General features: G+C 52.0%; 15 protein-coding genes, 1 tRNA gene and 2 other RNA genes. 16 read left to right on the forward strand and 2 right to left on the reverse strand.

Annotated elements, in window-relative coordinates:
- Position 1: 1 nt before the first annotated feature.
- The 14 genes from G8S19_RS00870 to G8S19_RS00935 all read left to right on the forward strand — a co-directional run bounded on the left by G8S19_RS00870 (position 2) and on the right by G8S19_RS00935 (position 12,382).
- Complete coding sequence (locus G8S19_RS00870) at positions 2-703, forward strand: autotransporter outer membrane beta-barrel domain-containing protein (protein WP_048213654.1); 702 nt, start codon at positions 2-4, stop codon at positions 701-703.
- A gap of 251 nt (positions 704-954) precedes the next feature.
- A complete protein-coding gene (locus G8S19_RS00875; RefSeq protein WP_048213653.1) occupies positions 955-2,157 on the forward strand; it encodes an MFS transporter in 1,203 nt (400 codons plus the stop codon).
- 209 nt (positions 2,158-2,366) lie between these two features.
- A complete protein-coding gene (gene eptB / locus G8S19_RS00880; protein ID WP_048213652.1) occupies positions 2,367-4,058 on the forward strand; it encodes a kdo(2)-lipid A phosphoethanolamine 7''-transferase in 1,692 nt (563 codons plus the stop codon).
- A 90-nt stretch (positions 4,059-4,148) separates the two neighbouring features.
- A tRNA-Pro gene (locus G8S19_RS00885) sits at positions 4,149-4,225 on the forward strand.
- Positions 4,226-4,259: 34 nt separating this feature from the next.
- A non-coding RNA gene (locus tag G8S19_RS00890) (RtT sRNA) lies at positions 4,260-4,392 on the forward strand.
- Positions 4,393-4,426: 34 nt separating this feature from the next.
- A non-coding RNA gene (locus G8S19_RS00895) (RtT sRNA) lies at positions 4,427-4,559 on the forward strand.
- 86 nt (positions 4,560-4,645) lie between these two features.
- A complete protein-coding gene (locus G8S19_RS00900; RefSeq protein WP_048213651.1) occupies positions 4,646-4,942 on the forward strand; it encodes a hypothetical protein in 297 nt (98 codons plus the stop codon).
- A 209-nt stretch (positions 4,943-5,151) separates the two neighbouring features.
- Positions 5,152-5,388 (forward strand): hypothetical protein, encoded by a 237-nt coding sequence (locus G8S19_RS00905; RefSeq protein WP_162873164.1) that lies wholly within the window; start codon positions 5,152-5,154, stop codon positions 5,386-5,388.
- A complete protein-coding gene (gene dppA, locus G8S19_RS00910; RefSeq protein ID WP_048213650.1) occupies positions 5,303-6,910 on the forward strand; it encodes a dipeptide ABC transporter periplasmic-binding protein DppA in 1,608 nt (535 codons plus the stop codon). Before G8S19_RS00905 ends, dppA begins: the two co-directional genes overlap by 86 nt.
- Before the next feature lie 166 nt (positions 6,911-7,076).
- The gene (gene dppB / locus G8S19_RS00915) at positions 7,077-8,096 is read left to right on the forward strand and encodes a dipeptide ABC transporter permease DppB (RefSeq protein WP_003837733.1); all 1,020 of its coding nucleotides are present in this window, start codon (positions 7,077-7,079) and stop codon (positions 8,094-8,096) included.
- Between the two features lie 9 nt (positions 8,097-8,105).
- The gene (gene dppC, locus G8S19_RS00920) at positions 8,106-9,008 is read left to right on the forward strand and encodes a dipeptide ABC transporter permease DppC (protein ID WP_061066786.1); all 903 of its coding nucleotides are present in this window, start codon (positions 8,106-8,108) and stop codon (positions 9,006-9,008) included.
- 10 nt (positions 9,009-9,018) lie between these two features.
- On the forward strand, positions 9,019-10,002 hold the full coding sequence (gene dppD / locus G8S19_RS00925) for a dipeptide ABC transporter ATP-binding protein (RefSeq protein ID WP_003024317.1): 984 nt from the start codon (positions 9,019-9,021) through the stop codon (positions 10,000-10,002).
- Positions 9,999-11,003: a dipeptide ABC transporter ATP-binding subunit DppF gene (gene dppF / locus G8S19_RS00930; protein ID WP_253685947.1), complete on the forward strand. Its 1,005-nt coding sequence runs from the start codon at positions 9,999-10,001 to the stop codon at positions 11,001-11,003. Before dppD ends, dppF begins: the two co-directional genes overlap by 4 nt.
- A 176-nt stretch (positions 11,004-11,179) precedes the next feature.
- Positions 11,180-12,382: a sigma-54-dependent Fis family transcriptional regulator gene (locus G8S19_RS00935; RefSeq protein ID WP_253685949.1), complete on the forward strand. Its 1,203-nt coding sequence runs from the start codon at positions 11,180-11,182 to the stop codon at positions 12,380-12,382.
- A gap of 35 nt (positions 12,383-12,417) precedes the next feature.
- Here G8S19_RS00935 and G8S19_RS00940 read toward each other — a convergent pair whose 3' ends face one another.
- Both G8S19_RS00940 and megL read right to left on the reverse strand, forming a co-directional pair.
- Positions 12,418-13,716 carry an aromatic amino acid transport family protein gene (locus G8S19_RS00940; protein ID WP_048213647.1) on the reverse strand — a complete coding sequence of 433 codons (1,299 nt, stop codon included), beginning with the start codon at positions 13,714-13,716 and terminating at the stop codon, positions 12,418-12,420.
- A 117-nt stretch (positions 13,717-13,833) separates the two neighbouring features.
- Positions 13,834-15,030 carry a methionine gamma-lyase gene (gene megL, locus G8S19_RS00945; RefSeq protein WP_048213646.1) on the reverse strand — a complete coding sequence of 399 codons (1,197 nt, stop codon included), beginning with the start codon at positions 15,028-15,030 and terminating at the stop codon, positions 13,834-13,836.
- 425 nt (positions 15,031-15,455) lie between these two features.
- Between megL and G8S19_RS00950 the strand changes: the two genes are divergently transcribed.
- Both G8S19_RS00950 and hmsP read left to right on the forward strand, forming a co-directional pair.
- Positions 15,456-15,563 (forward strand): type I toxin-antitoxin system toxin Ldr family protein, encoded by a 108-nt coding sequence (locus G8S19_RS00950; RefSeq protein WP_048213645.1) that lies wholly within the window; start codon positions 15,456-15,458, stop codon positions 15,561-15,563.
- A gap of 227 nt (positions 15,564-15,790) precedes the next feature.
- The gene (gene hmsP / locus G8S19_RS00955; RefSeq protein ID WP_061066782.1) at positions 15,791-17,797 is read left to right on the forward strand and encodes a biofilm formation regulator HmsP; all 2,007 of its coding nucleotides are present in this window, start codon (positions 15,791-15,793) and stop codon (positions 17,795-17,797) included.
- Positions 17,798-17,913: the final 116 nt, after the last annotated feature.

Below are 17,913 nucleotides of genomic sequence, written 5' to 3' on the forward strand. Positions count from 1 at the left end.
GATGATTATAAGAAACAGTAGTGGTCGTCAGAGGTTAACTCTGGCGAACGTCATCGTCTGTGCGCTGTTTGCCAATACGGCATATGGCTGGCAACAAGAATATATCGTTGATGCGCTGTCCGGTCATACGTCGGAACGCTATACATGGGACAGCGATCACCAACCACGTTATAACGACATTCTGGAAGAGCGCATTCGCTCCACCCAGAACGTGGCGGGGCCGGTGGTGAATCTGGCGGACCAAACGGCTCTGGATGCGACCAGCGGTATGAGCGTGGGCTGGAATTTTCCCCTTTCCCGTAAGGTGACGACGGGACCCGTCGCAGCCCTGCATTATGATGGTTCAGCCACCTCTACCTACAACGAATTTGGCGACAGTGTGACTTCGCTAACGCTGACCGATCCGATGTGGCATGCCAGCGTCAGTACCCTGGGCTGGCGGGTCGACTCGCAGTTTGGCGATGTACGGTCATGGGCGCAAATCAGCTATAACCAGCAGTTTGGCGAGAATATCTGGAAGGCGCAATCGGGTCTCAATCGTATGGCGGCGGCGAGTCAGGATGGTAACTGGGTCGATGTCACTGTCGGTGCAGATATGCTGCTGAATCAGCATATGGCTGCCTATGCGGCACTTTCTCAGGCAGAAAATAGTACGAATAACAGCGATTATCTGTACACCATGGGAGTGAGCGCTAAATTTTAACGAAAGAAAGCCGGGATAAAACATCTCTGTTACATATCGGGATCAATAATCACACGCATTCCAGCGATAGCGTGCACTAACTCCAGCAATAAAATTCAGTAACCCGACTTTTTGTCTCGTCATTCATTCCGCAATCCAGGCATTTCATTCCGTCCTGATGGCATTTCATGCCGTTTTCTCCTGGTCATAAAAGCACTTCGGTATGGTTGTCGGCAGAGAATTTCCCATTTTGTTTATGCAGGAAGACTGCCATGAAAACTTCTGATTATCAGCGTACCCGGTGGCTGACACTGATCGGCACCATCATTACCCAATTTGCATTAGGTTCTGTTTATACCTGGAGCCTGTTTAACGGTGCGCTCTCTTCTAAGCTTGATGCGCCGGTGAGTCAGGTTGCATTTTCCTTTGGTTTGCTGAGTCTGGGTCTGGCGATCTCTTCTTCCGTCGCCGGGAAGCTTCAGGAACGTTTCGGTGTGAAACGCGTCACCATGGCATCGGGTATCTTACTGGGTGTGGGCTTCTTCTTAACCGCGCATTCTGACAGCCTGATTATGCTGTGGCTGAGTGCCGGTGTACTGGTTGGTCTGGCTGACGGTGCAGGGTACCTGTTAACCCTGTCCAACTGCGTGAAATGGTTCCCTGAGCGTAAAGGGCTGATTTCCGCCTTTGCGATCGGCTCTTACGGCCTGGGTAGCCTTGGTTTTAAATTTATCGACAGCCAACTGCTGAGCACTGTGGGTCTGGAAAAGACCTTTATGATTTGGGGCGCGATCGTACTGGTGATGATTGTCTTTGGCTCCACGCTGATGAAAGATGCGCCAAACCAGGAAGTTAAAGCCGTAAATGGCGTGGTAGAGAATGACTACACGCTGGCACAATCCATGCGTAAACCACAGTACTGGATGCTGGCAGTGATGTTCCTGACGGCGTGCATGAGCGGGCTTTACGTGATTGGTGTCGCGAAAGATATCGCCCAAAGCCTGGCAAAAATGGATGTGGCAACAGCGGCGAATGCGGTAACCGTTATTTCTATCGCGAACCTGTCAGGTCGTCTGGTTCTGGGTATTCTGTCCGACAAAATTTCCCGTATTCGCGTTATCACCATTGGTCAGGTTGTTTCGCTGGTGGGCATGGCGGCGCTGCTTTTTGCCCCGCTGAATGAAGTGACATTCTTCGCAGCCATTGCCTGTGTTGCCTTCAACTTCGGTGGCACCATTACGGTCTTCCCGTCACTGGTGAGCGAGTTCTTCGGCCTGAATAACCTGGCGAAAAACTACGGTGTTATCTATCTTGGCTTTGGTATCGGCAGTATTTGTGGTTCGATTATCGCTTCGCTGTTTGGTGGGTTCTATGTCACCTTCTGCGTTATCTTTGCGCTGTTAATCATCTCGCTGGCGCTTTCTACCACCATTCGCCAGCCGCAACGTAGCGTATTTACTGAGGCTCACGCCTGAATCTATTAGCGGTCTGATTAATACCCGGCGCATATATTTACAAAAATATATGCGCCGTTTGCATTCACCATAAGCACTTTTCTCCCCTCCTGTGGTCTACTTAGCCGCGCCCGTAGACATTTCATCTCTGCTGTTGTCGCATTTTCCCCTGTTTGGTCGATTGACCACTTCACAGGGTGTTTTTATCCCGATTCCCAGGGTTTTTTTGCATGAGATACATTAAATCGATGACGCAGCAAAAGCTTAGCTTCTTGCTTGCGATCTATATCGGTCTGTTTATGAACTGCGCAGTTTTTTATCGCCGCTTCGGCAGCTATGTGCAGGAATTTACCGCGTTGAAAGGAATCTCTGCGGTTGTTGAATTGGCCGGCACCGTGCTGGTTACCTTCTTTTTACTTCGTCTTCTGTCTCTGTTTGGTCGGCGGGCCTGGCGCGTACTGGCTACCTTGGTGGTGCTGTGTTCCGCTGGTGCCAGCTATTACATGACCTTCCTGAATGTGGTCATTGGCTACGGCATTATTGCCTCGGTCATGACAACCGATATTGATTTATCAAAGGAAGTTGTGGGCTGGCATTTTATCGTGTGGCTGGTGTCGGTCAGCATTTTGCCGCTGCTGCTTATCTGGAGTAACCGTTGCCGCTATACCCTGCTAAAACAAATACGTACGCCAGGTATGAGATGGCGTAGTGTGGCCGTTGTTCTGCTGGCTGGCTTGATGGTGTGGGCGCCGATTCGTTTACTTGGAATACAGCAAAAATCAGTTGAACGGGAAACGGGTATTGATTTGCCCAGCTACGGTGGCGTAGTGGCAAATTCATATTTGCCTTCAAACTGGCTGTCCGCGCTGGGTCTGTATGCCTGGGCGCAGGTGGATGAATCTTCAGATAACAATTCGTTGATGAATCCGGCGAAGAAATTTACCTACGTCGCCCCCAAGAATATTGATGATACCTACGTCGTGTTTATTATCGGCGAAACGACCCGCTGGGATCATATGGGCATTTTTGGCTACGAGAGAAATACTACGCCAAGGCTGGCTCAGGAAAAAAACCTGGCCGCGTTCCGCGGATATTCGTGTGATACGGCAACCAAACTTTCGCTACGCTGTATGTTTGTTCGTGAAGGTGGGGCGAGCGATAACCCGCAGCGTACGCTGAAAGAACAAAACGTCTTTTCCGTACTCAGCCAGCTAGGTTTTAATACCGATCTCTACGCGATGCAAAGTGAGATGTGGTTTTACAGCAACACGATGGCGGAGAACATCGCCTATCGTGAGCAGATTGGCGCTGAGCCGCGTAACCGTGGCAAAACGGTTGACGATATGCTGCTGATCTCTGAGATGCAGCAATCAATCAAACCGGACGATAATGGTAAACACCTGATTATCCTGCATACCAAAGGCTCGCACTTTAACTACACGCAGCGCTATACCCGTGAGTACGCCCAGTGGAAGCCGGAGTGTGTCAATGTTGATAGCGGTTGTTCGAAAGCGCAGATGATTAACTCATTTGATAACTCGGTAACCTATGTTGACCACTTTATCACCAAAGTGTTTGACCAGCTGCGCGATAAGAAAGCGATTGTGTTCTATGCTGCCGATCACGGTGAGTCGATCAACGAGCGTGAGCATCTGCACGGTACGCCACGTAAAATGGCACCGCCAGAGCAGTTCCGCGTTCCTATGATGGTGTGGATGTCTGATAAGTATCTGGAAGACCCCGATCATGCGAAAGCCTTCGCCCACCTTAAGCAGGAGGCTGATATGAAGATTCCGCGTCGCCATGTTGAACTGTACGACACCATTCTCGGTTGCCTTGGATATACCTCGCCAAACGGCGGTATAAATGAGAATAACAACTGGTGTCATGTCCCGGACGACAAGAAGATTGTAACCCAGTAATGGGCTGCTGACTTTCTCGCCGATCGAATGGCATTTTGATACTAAGGGATTGACGGGCGCGCAGCTGAGCAGTAAGATGCGCCCCGCATTCGGTGATTGGCGCAGCCTGGTAGCGCACTTCGTTCGGGACGAAGGGGTCGGAGGTTCGAATCCTCTATCACCGACCAAATTAGAAAAGCCCGCTCTTTGAGCGGGCTTTTTGCTTTCCGGAATCCACGAGGATGAGAACCTCCGGGGGCAAGAGGTTCGACTCGAGCGGAGCGAGAGAACGTTGCGTCAGCAACGGCCCGTAGGGCGAGCCACGCAGTGGCGAGTAATCCTCTATCACCGACCAAATTAGAAAAGCCCGCTCTTTGAGCGGGCTTTTTGCTTTCCGGAATCCACGAGGATGAGAACCTCCGGGGGTAAGAGGTTCGACTCGAGCGTAGCGAGAGAACGTTGCGTCAGCAACGGCCCGTAGGGCGAGCCACGTAGTGGCGAGTAATCCTCTATCACCGACCAAATTCAAAATCCTGCTCAGCGAGCAGGTTTTTTTTGCTTTGTAGGCCTGATAAGCGCAGCGCCATCAGGCAAAACATTGCAGCATTTTGGCATTGCCGGATGGCGGCGCAGACGCCTTATCCGGCCTACAGGCTCAGTTTCATCCCGGCGTGTATGGTGTTATTCCAACCCCACCTTTGACCTTCATTTTATCTGCAAAAATTGTGCACCACTTCCCACTGACTGTTAACGATTCTGTGACATATTCCATTGCCTTTTTTTATATTTGCTTGAATCTTTTTTTGCGTTACTTATGGCTGAACCCAGCATTTTCCGCTGTGCGTTTTAACGTTCATGGTATTAATCGCTCAGATATGCAGCATGTGTTGAGAAAATTTTCATAATTTGCATAAATGTTAATCACCAAATGTTTCTGAATATGAAGATATTTATTCTGGCATAGTGCGCGTAGCACAAATTTCCCTGCTGAAAATACCCGCCTGCACTTTTTTTAATCTTTGTTTGCCAATTCTCACCGTTGGTGTAAATCGCGGTTACCTGTATTGACGTTTTCACATTCTGTTGACAGATTGTAGGGCATGAGGGGCATTTCATGGAGAATCCGCGCTGCAACTCAGTCGCTTATGTGAACGGAATCCCCATCCTCTTAACGCCGACCCGGCCGGGTAAAAAACAAAAAAGGCCAGGCGGTGCAAACCCACTGCAAAGGGTAAAACAACAAACATCACATTTGGAGCAGAAGAATGAGTATTTCCTTGAAGAAGTCAGGGATGCTGAAGCTTGGTCTGAGCCTGGTGGCTATGACCGTCGCAGCAAGCGTACAGGCTAAAACTCTGGTTTATTGTTCAGAAGGATCTCCTGAAGGCTTTAACCCGCAGCTTTTCACCTCTGGTACCACCTATGATGCCAGCTCCGTGCCGATCTATAACCGCCTGGTCGAGTTCAAAACCGGCACAACTGAAGTGATCCCGGGACTTGCTGAGAAGTGGGAAATCAGCGAAGACGGTAAAACCTATACCTTCCACCTTCGCCCTGGCGTGAAGTGGCAGGACAACAAAGATTTCAAACCGACGCGCGATTTCAACGCCGATGACGTGGTGTTCTCTTTCGATCGTCAGAAAAATGCCCAGAACCCGTACCACAAAGTTTCTGGCGGCAGCTATGAATACTTCGAAGGGATGGGCCTGCCGGATCTGATCTCCGAAGTGAAAAAGGTGGATGATAAAACCGTTCAGTTCGTGCTGACTCGCCCGGAAGCACCGTTCCTGGCTGACCTGGCGATGGACTTCGCTTCTATTCTTTCCAAAGAATATGCGGACAACATGCTGAAAGCCGGTTCCCCGGAGAAAGTGGATCTGAACCCAATCGGTACCGGTCCGTTCCAGCTGCAGCAGTACCAGAAAGACTCCCGTATTCTGTATAAAGCATTCGAAGGTTACTGGGGCACTAAGCCGCAGATCGACCGTCTGGTCTTCTCCATTACGCCTGACGCTTCCGTGCGTTATGCCAAGTTGCAGAAGAACGAGTGCCAGGTGATGCCGTACCCGAACCCGGCAGACATCGCGCGCATGAAGCAGGATAAAAATATCAACCTGATGGAGCAGGCCGGCCTGAACGTTGGCTACCTCTCTTTCAACACCGAGAAGAAACCGTTTGATGACGTGAAAGTCCGTCAGGCGCTGACCTACGCGGTAAACAAAGACGCGATCATTAAAGCGGTTTATCAGGGTGCTGGCGTTGCCGCGAAAAACCTGATCCCACCGACCATGTGGGGCTATAACGACGACATTAAAGATTACACCTACGATCCTGAGAAAGCCAAAGCACTGCTGAAGGAAGCCGGTCAGGACAAAGGCTTTACCGTTGAGCTGTGGGCTATGCCGGTACAGCGTCCGTATAACCCGAACGCCCGTCGTATGGCGGAAATGGTTCAGGCTGACTGGGCGAAAATTGGCGTTCAGGCCAAGATTGTGACCTACGAGTGGGGCGAGTATCTGAAACGCGCCAAAGCGGGTGAACATCAGGCGGTGATGATGGGCTGGACCGGTGATAACGGGGATCCGGACAACTTCTTCGCCACCCTGTTCAGCTGTGCGGCAGCGAAAGACGGTTCTAACTACTCTCGCTGGTGCTACAAACCGTTTGAAGACCTGATCCAACCGGCGCGTGCGACCGACGATCACAACAAACGTATTGAACTGTACAAGCAAGCTCAGGTTGTTATGCACGACCAGGCTCCGGCTCTGATTGTTGCTCACTCCACCGTGTATGAACCAGTGCGTAAAGAAGTAAAAGGCTATGTGGTTGATCCATTAGGCAAACACCACTTCGAAAACGTCTCTGTCGAATAATTAAAAGCAATCAAGGAAACGCTGCGCCCCGGTATTGTGTAGGCCGGATAAGCGCAGCGCCATCCGGCGTAATGCTTTACCCACGATGCAGTTTGCGTGGGATAAGATTTGTGAGCAATACAGACTCACGGTTCCAGGCCGTGCGTCATTAGAGAGAATCCGGGTTATGTTGCAGTTCATTCTCCGACGTTTGGGACTCGTCATCCCCACGTTTATCGGTATCACTCTTCTCACCTTTGCCTTCGTCCATATGATCCCCGGCGATCCGGTTATGATCATGGCGGGTGAACGTGGGATCTCCCCTGAGCGTCATGCTCAACTGCTGGCTGAACTCGGTCTGGATAAGCCGATGTGGCAGCAGTACCTCCACTATATCTGGGGGGTTATGCATGGCGATTTAGGTATCTCGCTGAAAAGCCGCTTACCGGTGTGGGAAGAGTTCGTGCCTCGCTTCAAAGCGACGCTGGAACTCGGCGTCTGCGCGATGATTTTCGCCGTCGCAGTAGGTATCCCGGTGGGTGTTCTTGCTGCCGTTAAGCGCGGCTCCATTTTCGATCATACCGCCGTTGGCCTGGCGCTGACCGGTTACTCCATGCCGATCTTCTGGTGGGGCATGATGCTGATCATGCTGGTTTCCGTGCAGTGGAACCTGACGCCAGTTTCTGGGCGGGTGAGCGACATGGTATTCCTTGATGATTCCAATCCGCTGACCGGTTTTATGCTGATCGACACCGCCATCTGGGGTGAAGAGGGCAACTTCATCGATGCGCTGGCGCATATGGTTCTGCCGGCAATGGTGCTGGGCACTATACCTCTGGCGGTCATTGTGCGTATGACCCGTTCATCGATGCTGGAAGTGTTGGGTGAGGATTACATCCGCACCGCGCGCGCCAAGGGGCTGACCCGGATGCGCGTCATCATCATTCATGCTCTGCGTAACGCGATGCTGCCCGTTGTAACCGTTATCGGCCTGCAGGTCGGTACGCTGCTGGCCGGGGCAATCCTGACCGAGACTATCTTCTCGTGGCCGGGTCTGGGACGCTGGTTGATAGATGCGCTGCAACGCCGTGATTATCCGGTAGTGCAGGGCGGGGTACTGCTGGTCGCGACGATGATTATCCTCGTCAACCTGCTGGTAGACCTGCTGTACGGCGTGGTGAACCCGCGTATTCGGCATAAGAAGTAAGGGGCCATCATGTCACAGGTTACTGAAAATAAAGTTATTGCTGCACCGGTGCCGATGACGCCGCTGCAGGAGTTCTGGCACTATTTTAAACGCAACAAAGGTGCGGTTGTTGGGCTGGTGTACGTTGTGGTGATGATCCTGATTGCGGTCTTTGCCAACGTTCTCGCGCCGTACAACCCGGCAGACCAGTTCCGCGATACGCTGCTGGCTCCGCCGGCATGGCAGGAAGGCGGTTCCATGGCGCACCTGCTTGGTACTGATGATGTGGGCCGCGATGTGCTGTCCCGCCTGATGTACGGGGCGCGTCTGTCGCTGTTGGTTGGCTGTCTGGTGGTGGTGCTTTCCCTGCTGATGGGCGTGGTTCTCGGGCTTATCGCCGGTTACTTTGGCGGGATTGTCGATAACGTCATCATGCGCGTGGTTGATATCATGCTGGCGCTGCCGAGCCTGTTACTGGCGCTGGTGCTGGTGGCGGTATTTGGTCCCTCGATTGGCAACGCCGCGCTGGCGCTGACGTTCGTGGCATTGCCGCACTATGTGCGTCTGACGCGTGCCGCCGTACTGGTGGAGGTGAACCGCGACTATGTCACCGCATCCCGCGTGGCCGGAGCCGGTGCGATGCGCCAAATGTTCGTCAATATTCTGCCTAACTGTCTTGCGCCGCTGATTGTTCAGGCGTCGCTTGGCTTCTCTAACGCCATTCTCGATATGGCTGCCCTCGGCTTTCTGGGGATGGGCGCACAGCCGCCGACGCCAGAGTGGGGCACCATGCTCTCTGACGTGCTGCAGTTCGCTCAAAGCGCCTGGTGGGTCGTGACCTTCCCGGGGCTGGCGATCCTGTTGACGGTGCTGGCATTTAACCTGATGGGTGACGGTCTGCGTGACGCGCTCGATCCCAAACTGAAGCAGTAAGAGGTTCGAGATGGCGTTATTAAATGTAGATAAATTATCGGTGCACTTCGGCGACGTAGGCTCCGAATTCCGCGCCGTGGACCGTATTAGCTACAGTGTGAACCAGGGTGAAGTGGTTGGCATTGTTGGGGAATCTGGTTCTGGTAAGTCCGTCAGCTCGCTGGCGATTATGGGGTTGATTGACTACCCAGGCCGCGTTATGGCCGAAAATCTGGAGTTTAATGGTCGCGACCTGAAGCGCATCTCTGAGAAAGAGCGTCGCCAGTTAGTTGGCGCGGAAGTGGCGATGATCTTCCAGGACCCGATGACCAGCCTTAACCCGTGCTACACCGTCGGCTACCAGATTATGGAAGCCATCAAGGTGCACCAGGGCGGCAATAAAAAAACGCGTATTCAGCGGGCGATTGACCTGCTGACGCTGGTGGGGATCCCCGATCCGGCCTCGCGCCTGGATGTCTATCCGCACCAGTTGTCCGGTGGGATGAGCCAGCGCGTGATGATCGCGATGGCGATTGCCTGTCGTCCGAAGCTGCTGATTGCCGATGAACCGACAACGGCGCTGGATGTGACCATTCAGGCGCAGATCATCGAGCTACTGCTGGAATTGCAGCAAAAAGAGAACATGGCGCTGGTCTTGATTACCCACGATCTGGCGCTGGTGGCCGAAGCCGCGCACAAAATCATCGTGATGTACGCCGGGCAGGTAGTGGAAACCGGGGCCGCGCAGGATATCTTCCGTGCGCCGCGTCATCCGTATACCCAGGCATTGCTACGTGCGTTGCCGGAGTTTGCACAGGATAAAGCGCGTCTGGCCTCACTGCCGGGCGTGGTTCCCGGTAAATATGACCGTCCGAGCGGCTGTTTGCTGAATCCACGCTGCCCCTATGCGACCGACAAATGCCGCGCTGAAGAACCTGAACTGAACCTGCTGGAAGGCGGTCGTCAGTCGAAATGCCACTACCCACTTGATGATGCCGGGAGGCCTGGGCTATGAGTACGCAAAAGGCCGCCGTGCAACAGCCGCTGTTGCAGGCAATTGACCTGAAAAAACACTACCCGGTGAAGAAGGGCATGTTCGCCCCGGAACGCCTGGTGAAAGCGCTGGATGGTGTTTCCTTTACTCTGGAGCGCGGTAAAACGCTGGCGGTGGTCGGTGAGTCGGGCTGTGGAAAATCCACCCTTGGCCGTCTGCTGACGATGATTGAAATCCCGACCGGCGGTGAGTTGTATTACCAGGGACAGGATTTACTCAAGCACGACCCGCAGGCGCAGAAGCTGCGTCGGCAGAAAATCCAGATAGTGTTCCAGAACCCCTATGGTTCCCTGAACCCGCGTAAAAAAGTAGGGCAGATTCTGGAAGAGCCGTTGCTGATCAACTCCACGCTCAGCAAAGAGGAGCGCCGTGAAAAAGCGCTGGCGATGATGGCGAAAGTGGGACTGAAAACCGAGCACTACGACCGCTATCCGCATATGTTCTCCGGCGGCCAGCGTCAGCGTATCGCCATTGCCCGCGGTCTGATGCTTGACCCGGATGTGGTGATTGCCGACGAACCTGTCTCGGCGCTGGACGTTTCCGTACGTGCGCAGGTGCTGAACCTGATGATGGACTTGCAACAGGAACTGGGGCTGTCATACGTCTTTATCTCGCACGACCTGTCGGTGGTAGAGCACATTGCCGATGAAGTGATGGTGATGTATTTAGGCCGCTGTGTGGAAAAAGGAACCAAGGATCAGATCTTCAATAATCCACGGCATCCGTACACTCAGGCGCTGCTCTCCGCAACGCCGCGCCTGAACCCGGACGATCGCCGCGAGCGTATCAAGCTGACCGGTGAGCTGCCAAGCCCGCTGAATCCACCACCAGGTTGCGCATTCAACGCCCGTTGCCGTCGTCGCTTTGGTCCGTGTACTCAGCTTCAGCCACAGTTAAAAGACTATGGCGGTCAGCTGGTGGCCTGTTTCGCCGTTGACCAGGACGAAAACCCACAGCAATAAACGTGGGTTATGACCCGATAACCGGAGCCTTGTGCTCCGGTTTTTTTATAATTCGTTTTTACTCCCACAATGTGAGTCCATTGGCAGAACATTATTCCATAGTGTCTAGAATATAGTCAGATTTTTGGACGGCACAGAAATATCTACTTCGCAGTTGCTAACTACCAGGAGCAAATGTGGTCACGATACGCTGGGATATTAAAACAATTGATCGTCTGTCGATGGTTGAGGATGTCCTGAAGGAATTTTCCTGTTGTGATATCAATATCATCTCCATGAAAGTCACACCTGGACGGATCCTGATTAAATCCTGGTGTCGCCAGTTACAGGATATTTCCTGCGTGCAATCCTGTTTAAGCCGACGCGCCGATATTATTAACGTCGCTTACCTGTGTGAAGAGATAAGCGAGTTGTCGATGTCTGAGCCGGAACGCCCGCGCTATTTCTCTGACATTATTTGCAGCAGCCAGAGCATGCACTCGCTTATCGAAAAGGCGATAAAAATTGCTGACAGCAAATATACCGTTCTGATCCGTGGTGATACGGGCACTGGCAAAGAATTGCTGGCCCGGGCTATCCATAATTCCGGTCAGCGGCGTTTTTATCCGTTTATTCCGGTTAACTGCTCTGCGCTACCTGAGTCGTTGATGGAGAGTGAATTCTTTGGCTATGAGAAAGGGGCTTTTAGCGGCGCAGACTGTAAAGGTAAAAAAGGGTTGTTTGAAATGGCCGAGAAAGGCACCCTTTTTCTCGATGAATTTGGTGAAATGTCGCTGGGCTTACAGGCTAAATTATTGCGCGTCCTGCAGGATGGCGGGATCCGTCGCGTTGGCGGGGCGCAAATTATTCCGGTTAATGTACGCATTATTGTGGCAACCAACGCCAATCTGGAAGAGATGGTGGAGCAACGCCTGCTGCGCGCCGATCTCTATTACCGCATCAATGTACTTTCCCTGACTATTCCACCCTTGCGGGAACGCCCACAGGATATCAGTCTGTTGATTCGCCACTTTGTGCAGAAATACGCGAAGGAATTCCAGCGACGGATCATTCTGGATAAAGCTTGCTTTGATACCCTGCATCATCACAGTTGGCCGGGAAATGTGCGCGAACTGGAAAATACCATTATTCGCCTGATGCTAATGGCGGAGTCCGATGTCATAACGCGGGAAGAATTAGGAATAGTGAATTTTCCCGCCGTTAAGCAAGGCCCGACAGAACGTCCTTTTAAAGAGCAGGTCCAGTGCGCCGAGCGTCAGTTAATTGAACAGATGGTGGAGGAGAATGTGTCGTCACGGCATATCGCCAAAGCGCTGGGGGTGTCACATACCACGGTACTGAATAAAATTCGCAGCTATCAACTGGAGAGTGTGAGCTAAGCGCCGCCAGGTGTTGACGGCGCAGTTTACGCGGGTTATTCAATCAGCTTCAGTAATGGCGACAGGCACAGCAGGATCCCGTACAGCAGGATTAGCCAGGTTTTCAGCCCGCGCAGTTTTTCCAGCTGTGTGACTTTATAGATCAGGAAAAACGGAATAATACATGACACAATCCCGTACAGCGGGCTGCCTAACTGGAAGAACACCAGTACCGATACGCGAAACGATACCCAAATAACCAGCGTAATAACGATAAATGTGCAAATACCCAGCGTAAGCACCAGAGGATTAATTTTCTCCACGTCAATAACGCGGCTCAGAACGTTAAGAATAATTCCTTTAATCGCCTCGTGGAATCCCAAATAAATACCAAAGAATGCGGTTAATACAGCGAAGATATTTAACACCGTTGAGGTGATGTGAATAATCTGACCAGGAATAACCTGCGCCGCCAGAGCCAGTGCAGAAATATTCTGTTCGAAGGCTGAAACGGCCTCTTCGTGGCTAATCGAAAAGGTAAAAGAGAAGGAGAAAAACAGGATGACCGCAATCAGCGTAATGTAACTGATCCGATGCGTGCGTATAGCCATACGTGTGGCCAGCACCCGGTCCGCCACCCGTTTGCGGTAGGCAATGTTCATGGGGTTCAGCACCTGAATAAACACCGCCGAGAAGAAGCAGAATGGTATAGTCAGCAGCACATCGCGAAAGAACACCGATGCTTCAGGAAAGGCGCTGATATTGCTGAAGTTCCAGTGCGGAACCATCGCAAAGCCGAAGATGATGATAATGCCGACTTTTACCACCACCATCGGACCGGAGATTTTGAACAGTAGCTTTTCTCCCCCGGAAGCAATGGCTACCAGTACGGCAAAAATGGCCACTTTGTAGATGATTGACTGCGAAAGGTCGGTATCGGTTAGCCCAAAAGTTTTGATATACGAGGCGCTGTCAAAAACCACCGATAATGAATAGATGAATATTCCATGAATAATCATCAAAAAGTAAATCACACCGAGGAATACACCCCAGTTTTTCCCAAGGTAATGACTTATAATATCGGTGTAGTCATTGCAGGTTTCACTTTCGGATAATGTTTTTAAATAAATGTCCTGCACAATGTACGTTGCCGGGTAAGCGATAATAAAGGCGACAATAAAAACCCAAATGCCGGTTAAGCCAATTTGTACCGGCATCAGAACTGTACCCGCACCAATTGCCATGCCGATGCAGAGTAATACCCAGCCAAAATCGTATTTTGTAAACGGTATTTTCTTTGAGAATGGTACGGCGGTTGCTGTATTGTTGCTTAATTGTATTGTGTTGTCCTGCATAGAACCCCCTGCCCAAAATACCCGTTCTCCCCAAAAAAGGAGCGCGCGTATAGCCAGACTGTTGTGCCTTGATGCTCAACGACCTGAACCGAGCGTCGTCGGTTCAGGCCGTAATGGTCAGAATGTTGCCTTTCTGATGGCGTGTTCAAGGTCGTTAATAATATCTTCTGGATCTTCAAGACCCACAGAAAGACGGATAAGCCCGTCGGTAATACCTGCTTTAAGCCGTTCCTCTGGCGCAACGGGCGAATGTGTCATAGACGCTGGGTGCTGAATGAGGGTTTCGGTATCACCGAGACTGACCGCGAGGAGGCACAATTCTACAGAATTGATCATCCGTCTGCCAGCCTCGAGGCCGCCGGCGATTTCGAAGCTGATAATTCCTCCTGGCAGGCTCATCTGCCGCTGGCCCAGTTCATACTGCGGGTGCGAAGCCAGGCCAGGGTAATAAACGCGGGTAATGGACGGATGCCCTTCGAGGAAGCGGGCGATTTTTAGCGCGTTTTCACAGTGACGTTCCATACGAATGCCCAATGTTTTAACGCCGCGCAGCGTCAGCCAGGCGTTGAAAGGGCTCATACAGCCACCGGTAATATCCTTCAAACCGACAAACCGCGCCTGGTCGATAAATTCCTGTTTCCCGACAATGATGCCGCCAATCACGTCACCGTGTCCGTTGATATATTTGGTGACGCTGTGCACCACGATGTCTGCGCCCAATTGCAGAGGCTGCTGACAATATGGCGACATAAAGGTGTTATCCACCACCAGCAATGCGCCTTGCTGATGGGCGATACCGGCTACCGTTTCAATGTCGACCAGCGACAGCGTCGGGTTAGCGGGCGTTTCGATATACACAACTTTGGTTTCCGGGCGCATGGCGGCGCGGATTTCTTCCGGTTTCGCGGCGTCGACAAAACTCACGTTAATGCCGAACTTCGGCATGCTGTGCGACAGAAATGCGTGAGTACAACCATAAATCGCGCTGGCGGAAACGATATGGTCGCCCTGCTGGCACAGCGTCAGCAGCGTTGTGGTGATCGCAGAAATACCGGACGCGGTAGCCAGCGCGGCTTCACCTCTTTCCAGCACCGCCAGCTTTTTCTCCAGCGCATCGGTGGTAGGGTTGCCTAAACGGGTGTAAATGTACCCGGACTCTTCGAGCGCAAAGCGGGCGGCACCTTGTTCGGCGCTGTCAAAAACAAACGTTGAAGTCTGGAAGATAGGCGTACTGAGCGCGCCAGTTGAAGGGTCGGGTTGTTGCCCCGCGTGAACGATCTGGGTATTGAATCCGTAAGTACGACAGTCAGACATGATATCTCCTTTTATTCGGAACAGAACAGCTCACAGTCAAATAGCAATCGCTGTGCCAGAAAATAAACAAATAGATATCAATTGGTTATTTATATTCTGACATTAATTGTCGGCAGGAATGTTGCCAACTGGCAAGAATCTTTCCAGCGTACTGGCGAGAAAACCGGTGAAATGCGAAGCGCTACGCAGAGCGCAATATTGCGCAGTGATATGGCGAGTGGGCTACCGTAGAATCAGCGGCAAGCCGGGAGTTCCCGGTGAGGCGCAATGTTGCGGGGGCTTGATCCCCGGCGGCATCGGTTGCTGGAAAGAGAAAACCCCCGCACGTTGTTCGGTATAAACCAGGCAACTAAACGGGGGCTAACTTGACTCCAGACAAGTTAAGAATAGCCGCGAACAGTTGCCATTGCAACACAGGCGGCTATATGACGCTCACACAGTTAGGTGTGGCTTTCTGGCACGATTTAGCGGCTCCAATTATCGCTGGCATTATTGCCAGCCTGATTGTGAACTGGCTGCGTAACAGGAAGTAATGCACTTTGCGGGTGTCTGCCTGCCGTAATGGCAACATGCGCCCGAACCAGGCCGCAGGGGTTAACCTTGCGGCCTTTTTCGGCTTAAATGCAGATAAATCTCGTCGCCAGGTGCCTATCCTGTCGCGATAATGCACGCTGGGAAGTTTTCAGATACCGCCTCTCTTAATACCGCTACGATCGGGTATACTCTGACGGCTGTTTTTGTCTATCCGTGGAGAGTCAGTTTGCGTGTCAGTCGCTCGTTAACAATAAAGCAGATGGCGATGGTTGCGGCCGTTGTCATGGTGTTTGTTTTTATTTTTTGCACCGTTTTGTTGTTCCATTTGGTCCAGCAGAACCGCTATAACACGGCTACGCAACTGGAAAGCATCGCTCGCTCCGTCCGTGAACCTCTGTCGGCTGCCATCCTGAAGGGGGATATCCCCGAAGCAGAAATGATTTTAAGCCGTATCCAGCCCGCTGGCGTGGTCAGTCGCGCGGATGTGGTACTGCCCAACCAGTTTCAGGCATTGCGGATGAGCTTTATCCCTGAACGCCCCGTTCCGGTTACGGTGACCCGACTGTTTGAACTGCCGGTGCAGATTTCGCTCCCGGTCTATTCTCTTGAGCGCTCTGCCAACCCACAGCCGCTGGCGTATCTGGTGTTACAGGCGGATTCATACCGCATGTACAAATTCGTGACGAGCACGCTTTCAACGTTAGTGACCATTTACTTACTTTTGTCGTTAATCCTGTCGGTAGCCATCTCCTGGTGTATTAACCGCCTGATTGTGCACCCGTTACGCAAAATTGCTCGCGAACTGAACGATATTCCGCAGCAGGAGCTGATCGGCTATCAACTGGCATTACCGCCTATGCATCAGGATGATGAGATTGGGATGCTGGTGCGTAGCTACAACCTGAATCAGCAACTGGTCCTGCGCCACAGTGAAGAGCAGAACGACAATTCGATGCGCTTTCCGGTCTCTGAACTGCCAAATAAGACGTTCTTAATGGGGCTACTTGAGCAGATTGTTACTGGCCCGCAAACAACTGCGTTGATGATTGTCACCTGCGAAACCCTGCGTGATACAGCCGGTGTATTGACCGAGACCCAGCGGGAAATCCTGCTGTTGACGCTGGTTGAGAAACTGAGATCGGTGCTGGCGCCCAGAATGGTGCTTACTCAGGTGAGCGGCTATGACTTCGCGATTATCGCGCACGGTGTGAAGGAACCCTGGCATGCAATCACATTAGGTCAGCAAGTACTTACTATCATGAATGAACGGTTGCCCATTCAGGGTATTCAGCTTCGCCCGAGCTGCAACATTGGGGTGGCGATGTACTACGGCGATTTGACGGCGGAACAGCTATACAGTCGCGCGCTATCGGCAGTGCTAACCTCGCGTCGCAAGGGTAAAAATCAGATCCAGTTCTTTGATCCGCAGCAAATGGAAGAAGCACAGCAACGTTTGACCGAAGAGAACGACATTCTGACCGCGCTTGATCACCAGCAATTTGCGCTGTGGATGCAGCCGCAGGTAGAGATCGCCAGCGGCAAGATGTTGAGTGCTGAAGCTTTATTGCGGATGCAGCAGGCAGACGGAAGCTGGGAATTACCGGAAGGGTTAATCGACAGGATTGAATCCTGCGGTCTGATGGTGACGGTTGGATATTGGGTGCTGGAGGAGTCTTGTCGCCAGCTTGCGGCCTGGCAGGAACGTGGTCTGATGTTACCGCTGTCGGTGAATCTGTCTGCGCTACAGCTCATGCACCCCAGTATGGTGTCGGATCTGCTGGAGTTGTTAAACCGATATCGCATTAAGCCCGGTACCTTGATTCTGGAAGTTACCGAAAGCCGGCATATAGATGATCCAAACGCCGCTGTCGCTATCCTGCGCCCGCTGCGCAATGCGGGGGTACGCATTGCGTTGGATGACTTTGGTATGGGCTATGCGGGTCTGCGACAGTTGCAGCACATGAAGTCACTGCCAGTTGATGTGCTCAAAATCGATAAGATGTTTGTTGAAGGCCTGCCAGAAGATAGCAGTATGATTTCTGCCATTATTCAGCTGGCTCACAGTCTCAATTTGCAAATGATTGCGGAAGGCGTTGAAACCGAAGCGCAACGCGACTGGTTATCACAGGCAGGGGTGGATGTCGCGCAAGGATTCCTGTTTGCCCGTCCGGTTCCGGCAGATATCTTCGAAGAACGCTATTTAGCGAAGGAATCAGCTGATTACAAAAGTTAAAAAAGGTAGCGCTTGTGCGAGCCAGTTCAAAATTTTTAACAAATTTGTATCAATTATGATCCAGGTGCATTTCTGTCATGTTGTGTGGGTGTTACTTTAAGGCCGCAGGTTAAACA

Origin of the sequence: Citrobacter sp. SX206 (assembly GCF_024181025.1) — a bacterium.
Lineage (GTDB): Bacteria > Pseudomonadota > Gammaproteobacteria > Enterobacterales > Enterobacteriaceae > Citrobacter > Citrobacter youngae.

Bases quoted from the DNA above. Each gene is read 5' to 3' on its own strand.
- dppD (WP_003024317.1), top strand. From the start codon at position 9,019: ATGGCGTTATTAAATGTAGATAAATTATCGGTGCACTTCGGCGACGTA.
- G8S19_RS00905 (WP_162873164.1), top strand. From the start codon at position 5,152: ATGGAGAATCCGCGCTGCAACTCAGTCGCTTATGTGAACGGAATCCCC.
- G8S19_RS00950 (WP_048213645.1), top strand. From the start codon at position 15,456: ATGACGCTCACACAGTTAGGTGTGGCTTTCTGGCACGATTTAGCGGCT.
- dppA (WP_048213650.1), top strand. From the start codon at position 5,303: ATGAGTATTTCCTTGAAGAAGTCAGGGATGCTGAAGCTTGGTCTGAGC.
- eptB (WP_048213652.1), top strand. From the start codon at position 2,367: ATGAGATACATTAAATCGATGACGCAGCAAAAGCTTAGCTTCTTGCTT.
- G8S19_RS00870 (WP_048213654.1), top strand. From the start codon at position 2: ATGATTATAAGAAACAGTAGTGGTCGTCAGAGGTTAACTCTGGCGAAC.
- megL (WP_048213646.1), bottom strand. From the start codon at position 15,030: ATGTCTGACTGTCGTACTTACGGATTCAATACCCAGATCGTTCACGCG.
- dppB (WP_003837733.1), top strand. From the start codon at position 7,077: ATGTTGCAGTTCATTCTCCGACGTTTGGGACTCGTCATCCCCACGTTT.
- dppC (WP_061066786.1), top strand. From the start codon at position 8,106: ATGTCACAGGTTACTGAAAATAAAGTTATTGCTGCACCGGTGCCGATG.
- G8S19_RS00940 (WP_048213647.1), bottom strand. From the start codon at position 13,716: ATGCAGGACAACACAATACAATTAAGCAACAATACAGCAACCGCCGTA.
- dppF (WP_253685947.1), top strand. From the start codon at position 9,999: ATGAGTACGCAAAAGGCCGCCGTGCAACAGCCGCTGTTGCAGGCAATT.
- G8S19_RS00875 (WP_048213653.1), top strand. From the start codon at position 955: ATGAAAACTTCTGATTATCAGCGTACCCGGTGGCTGACACTGATCGGC.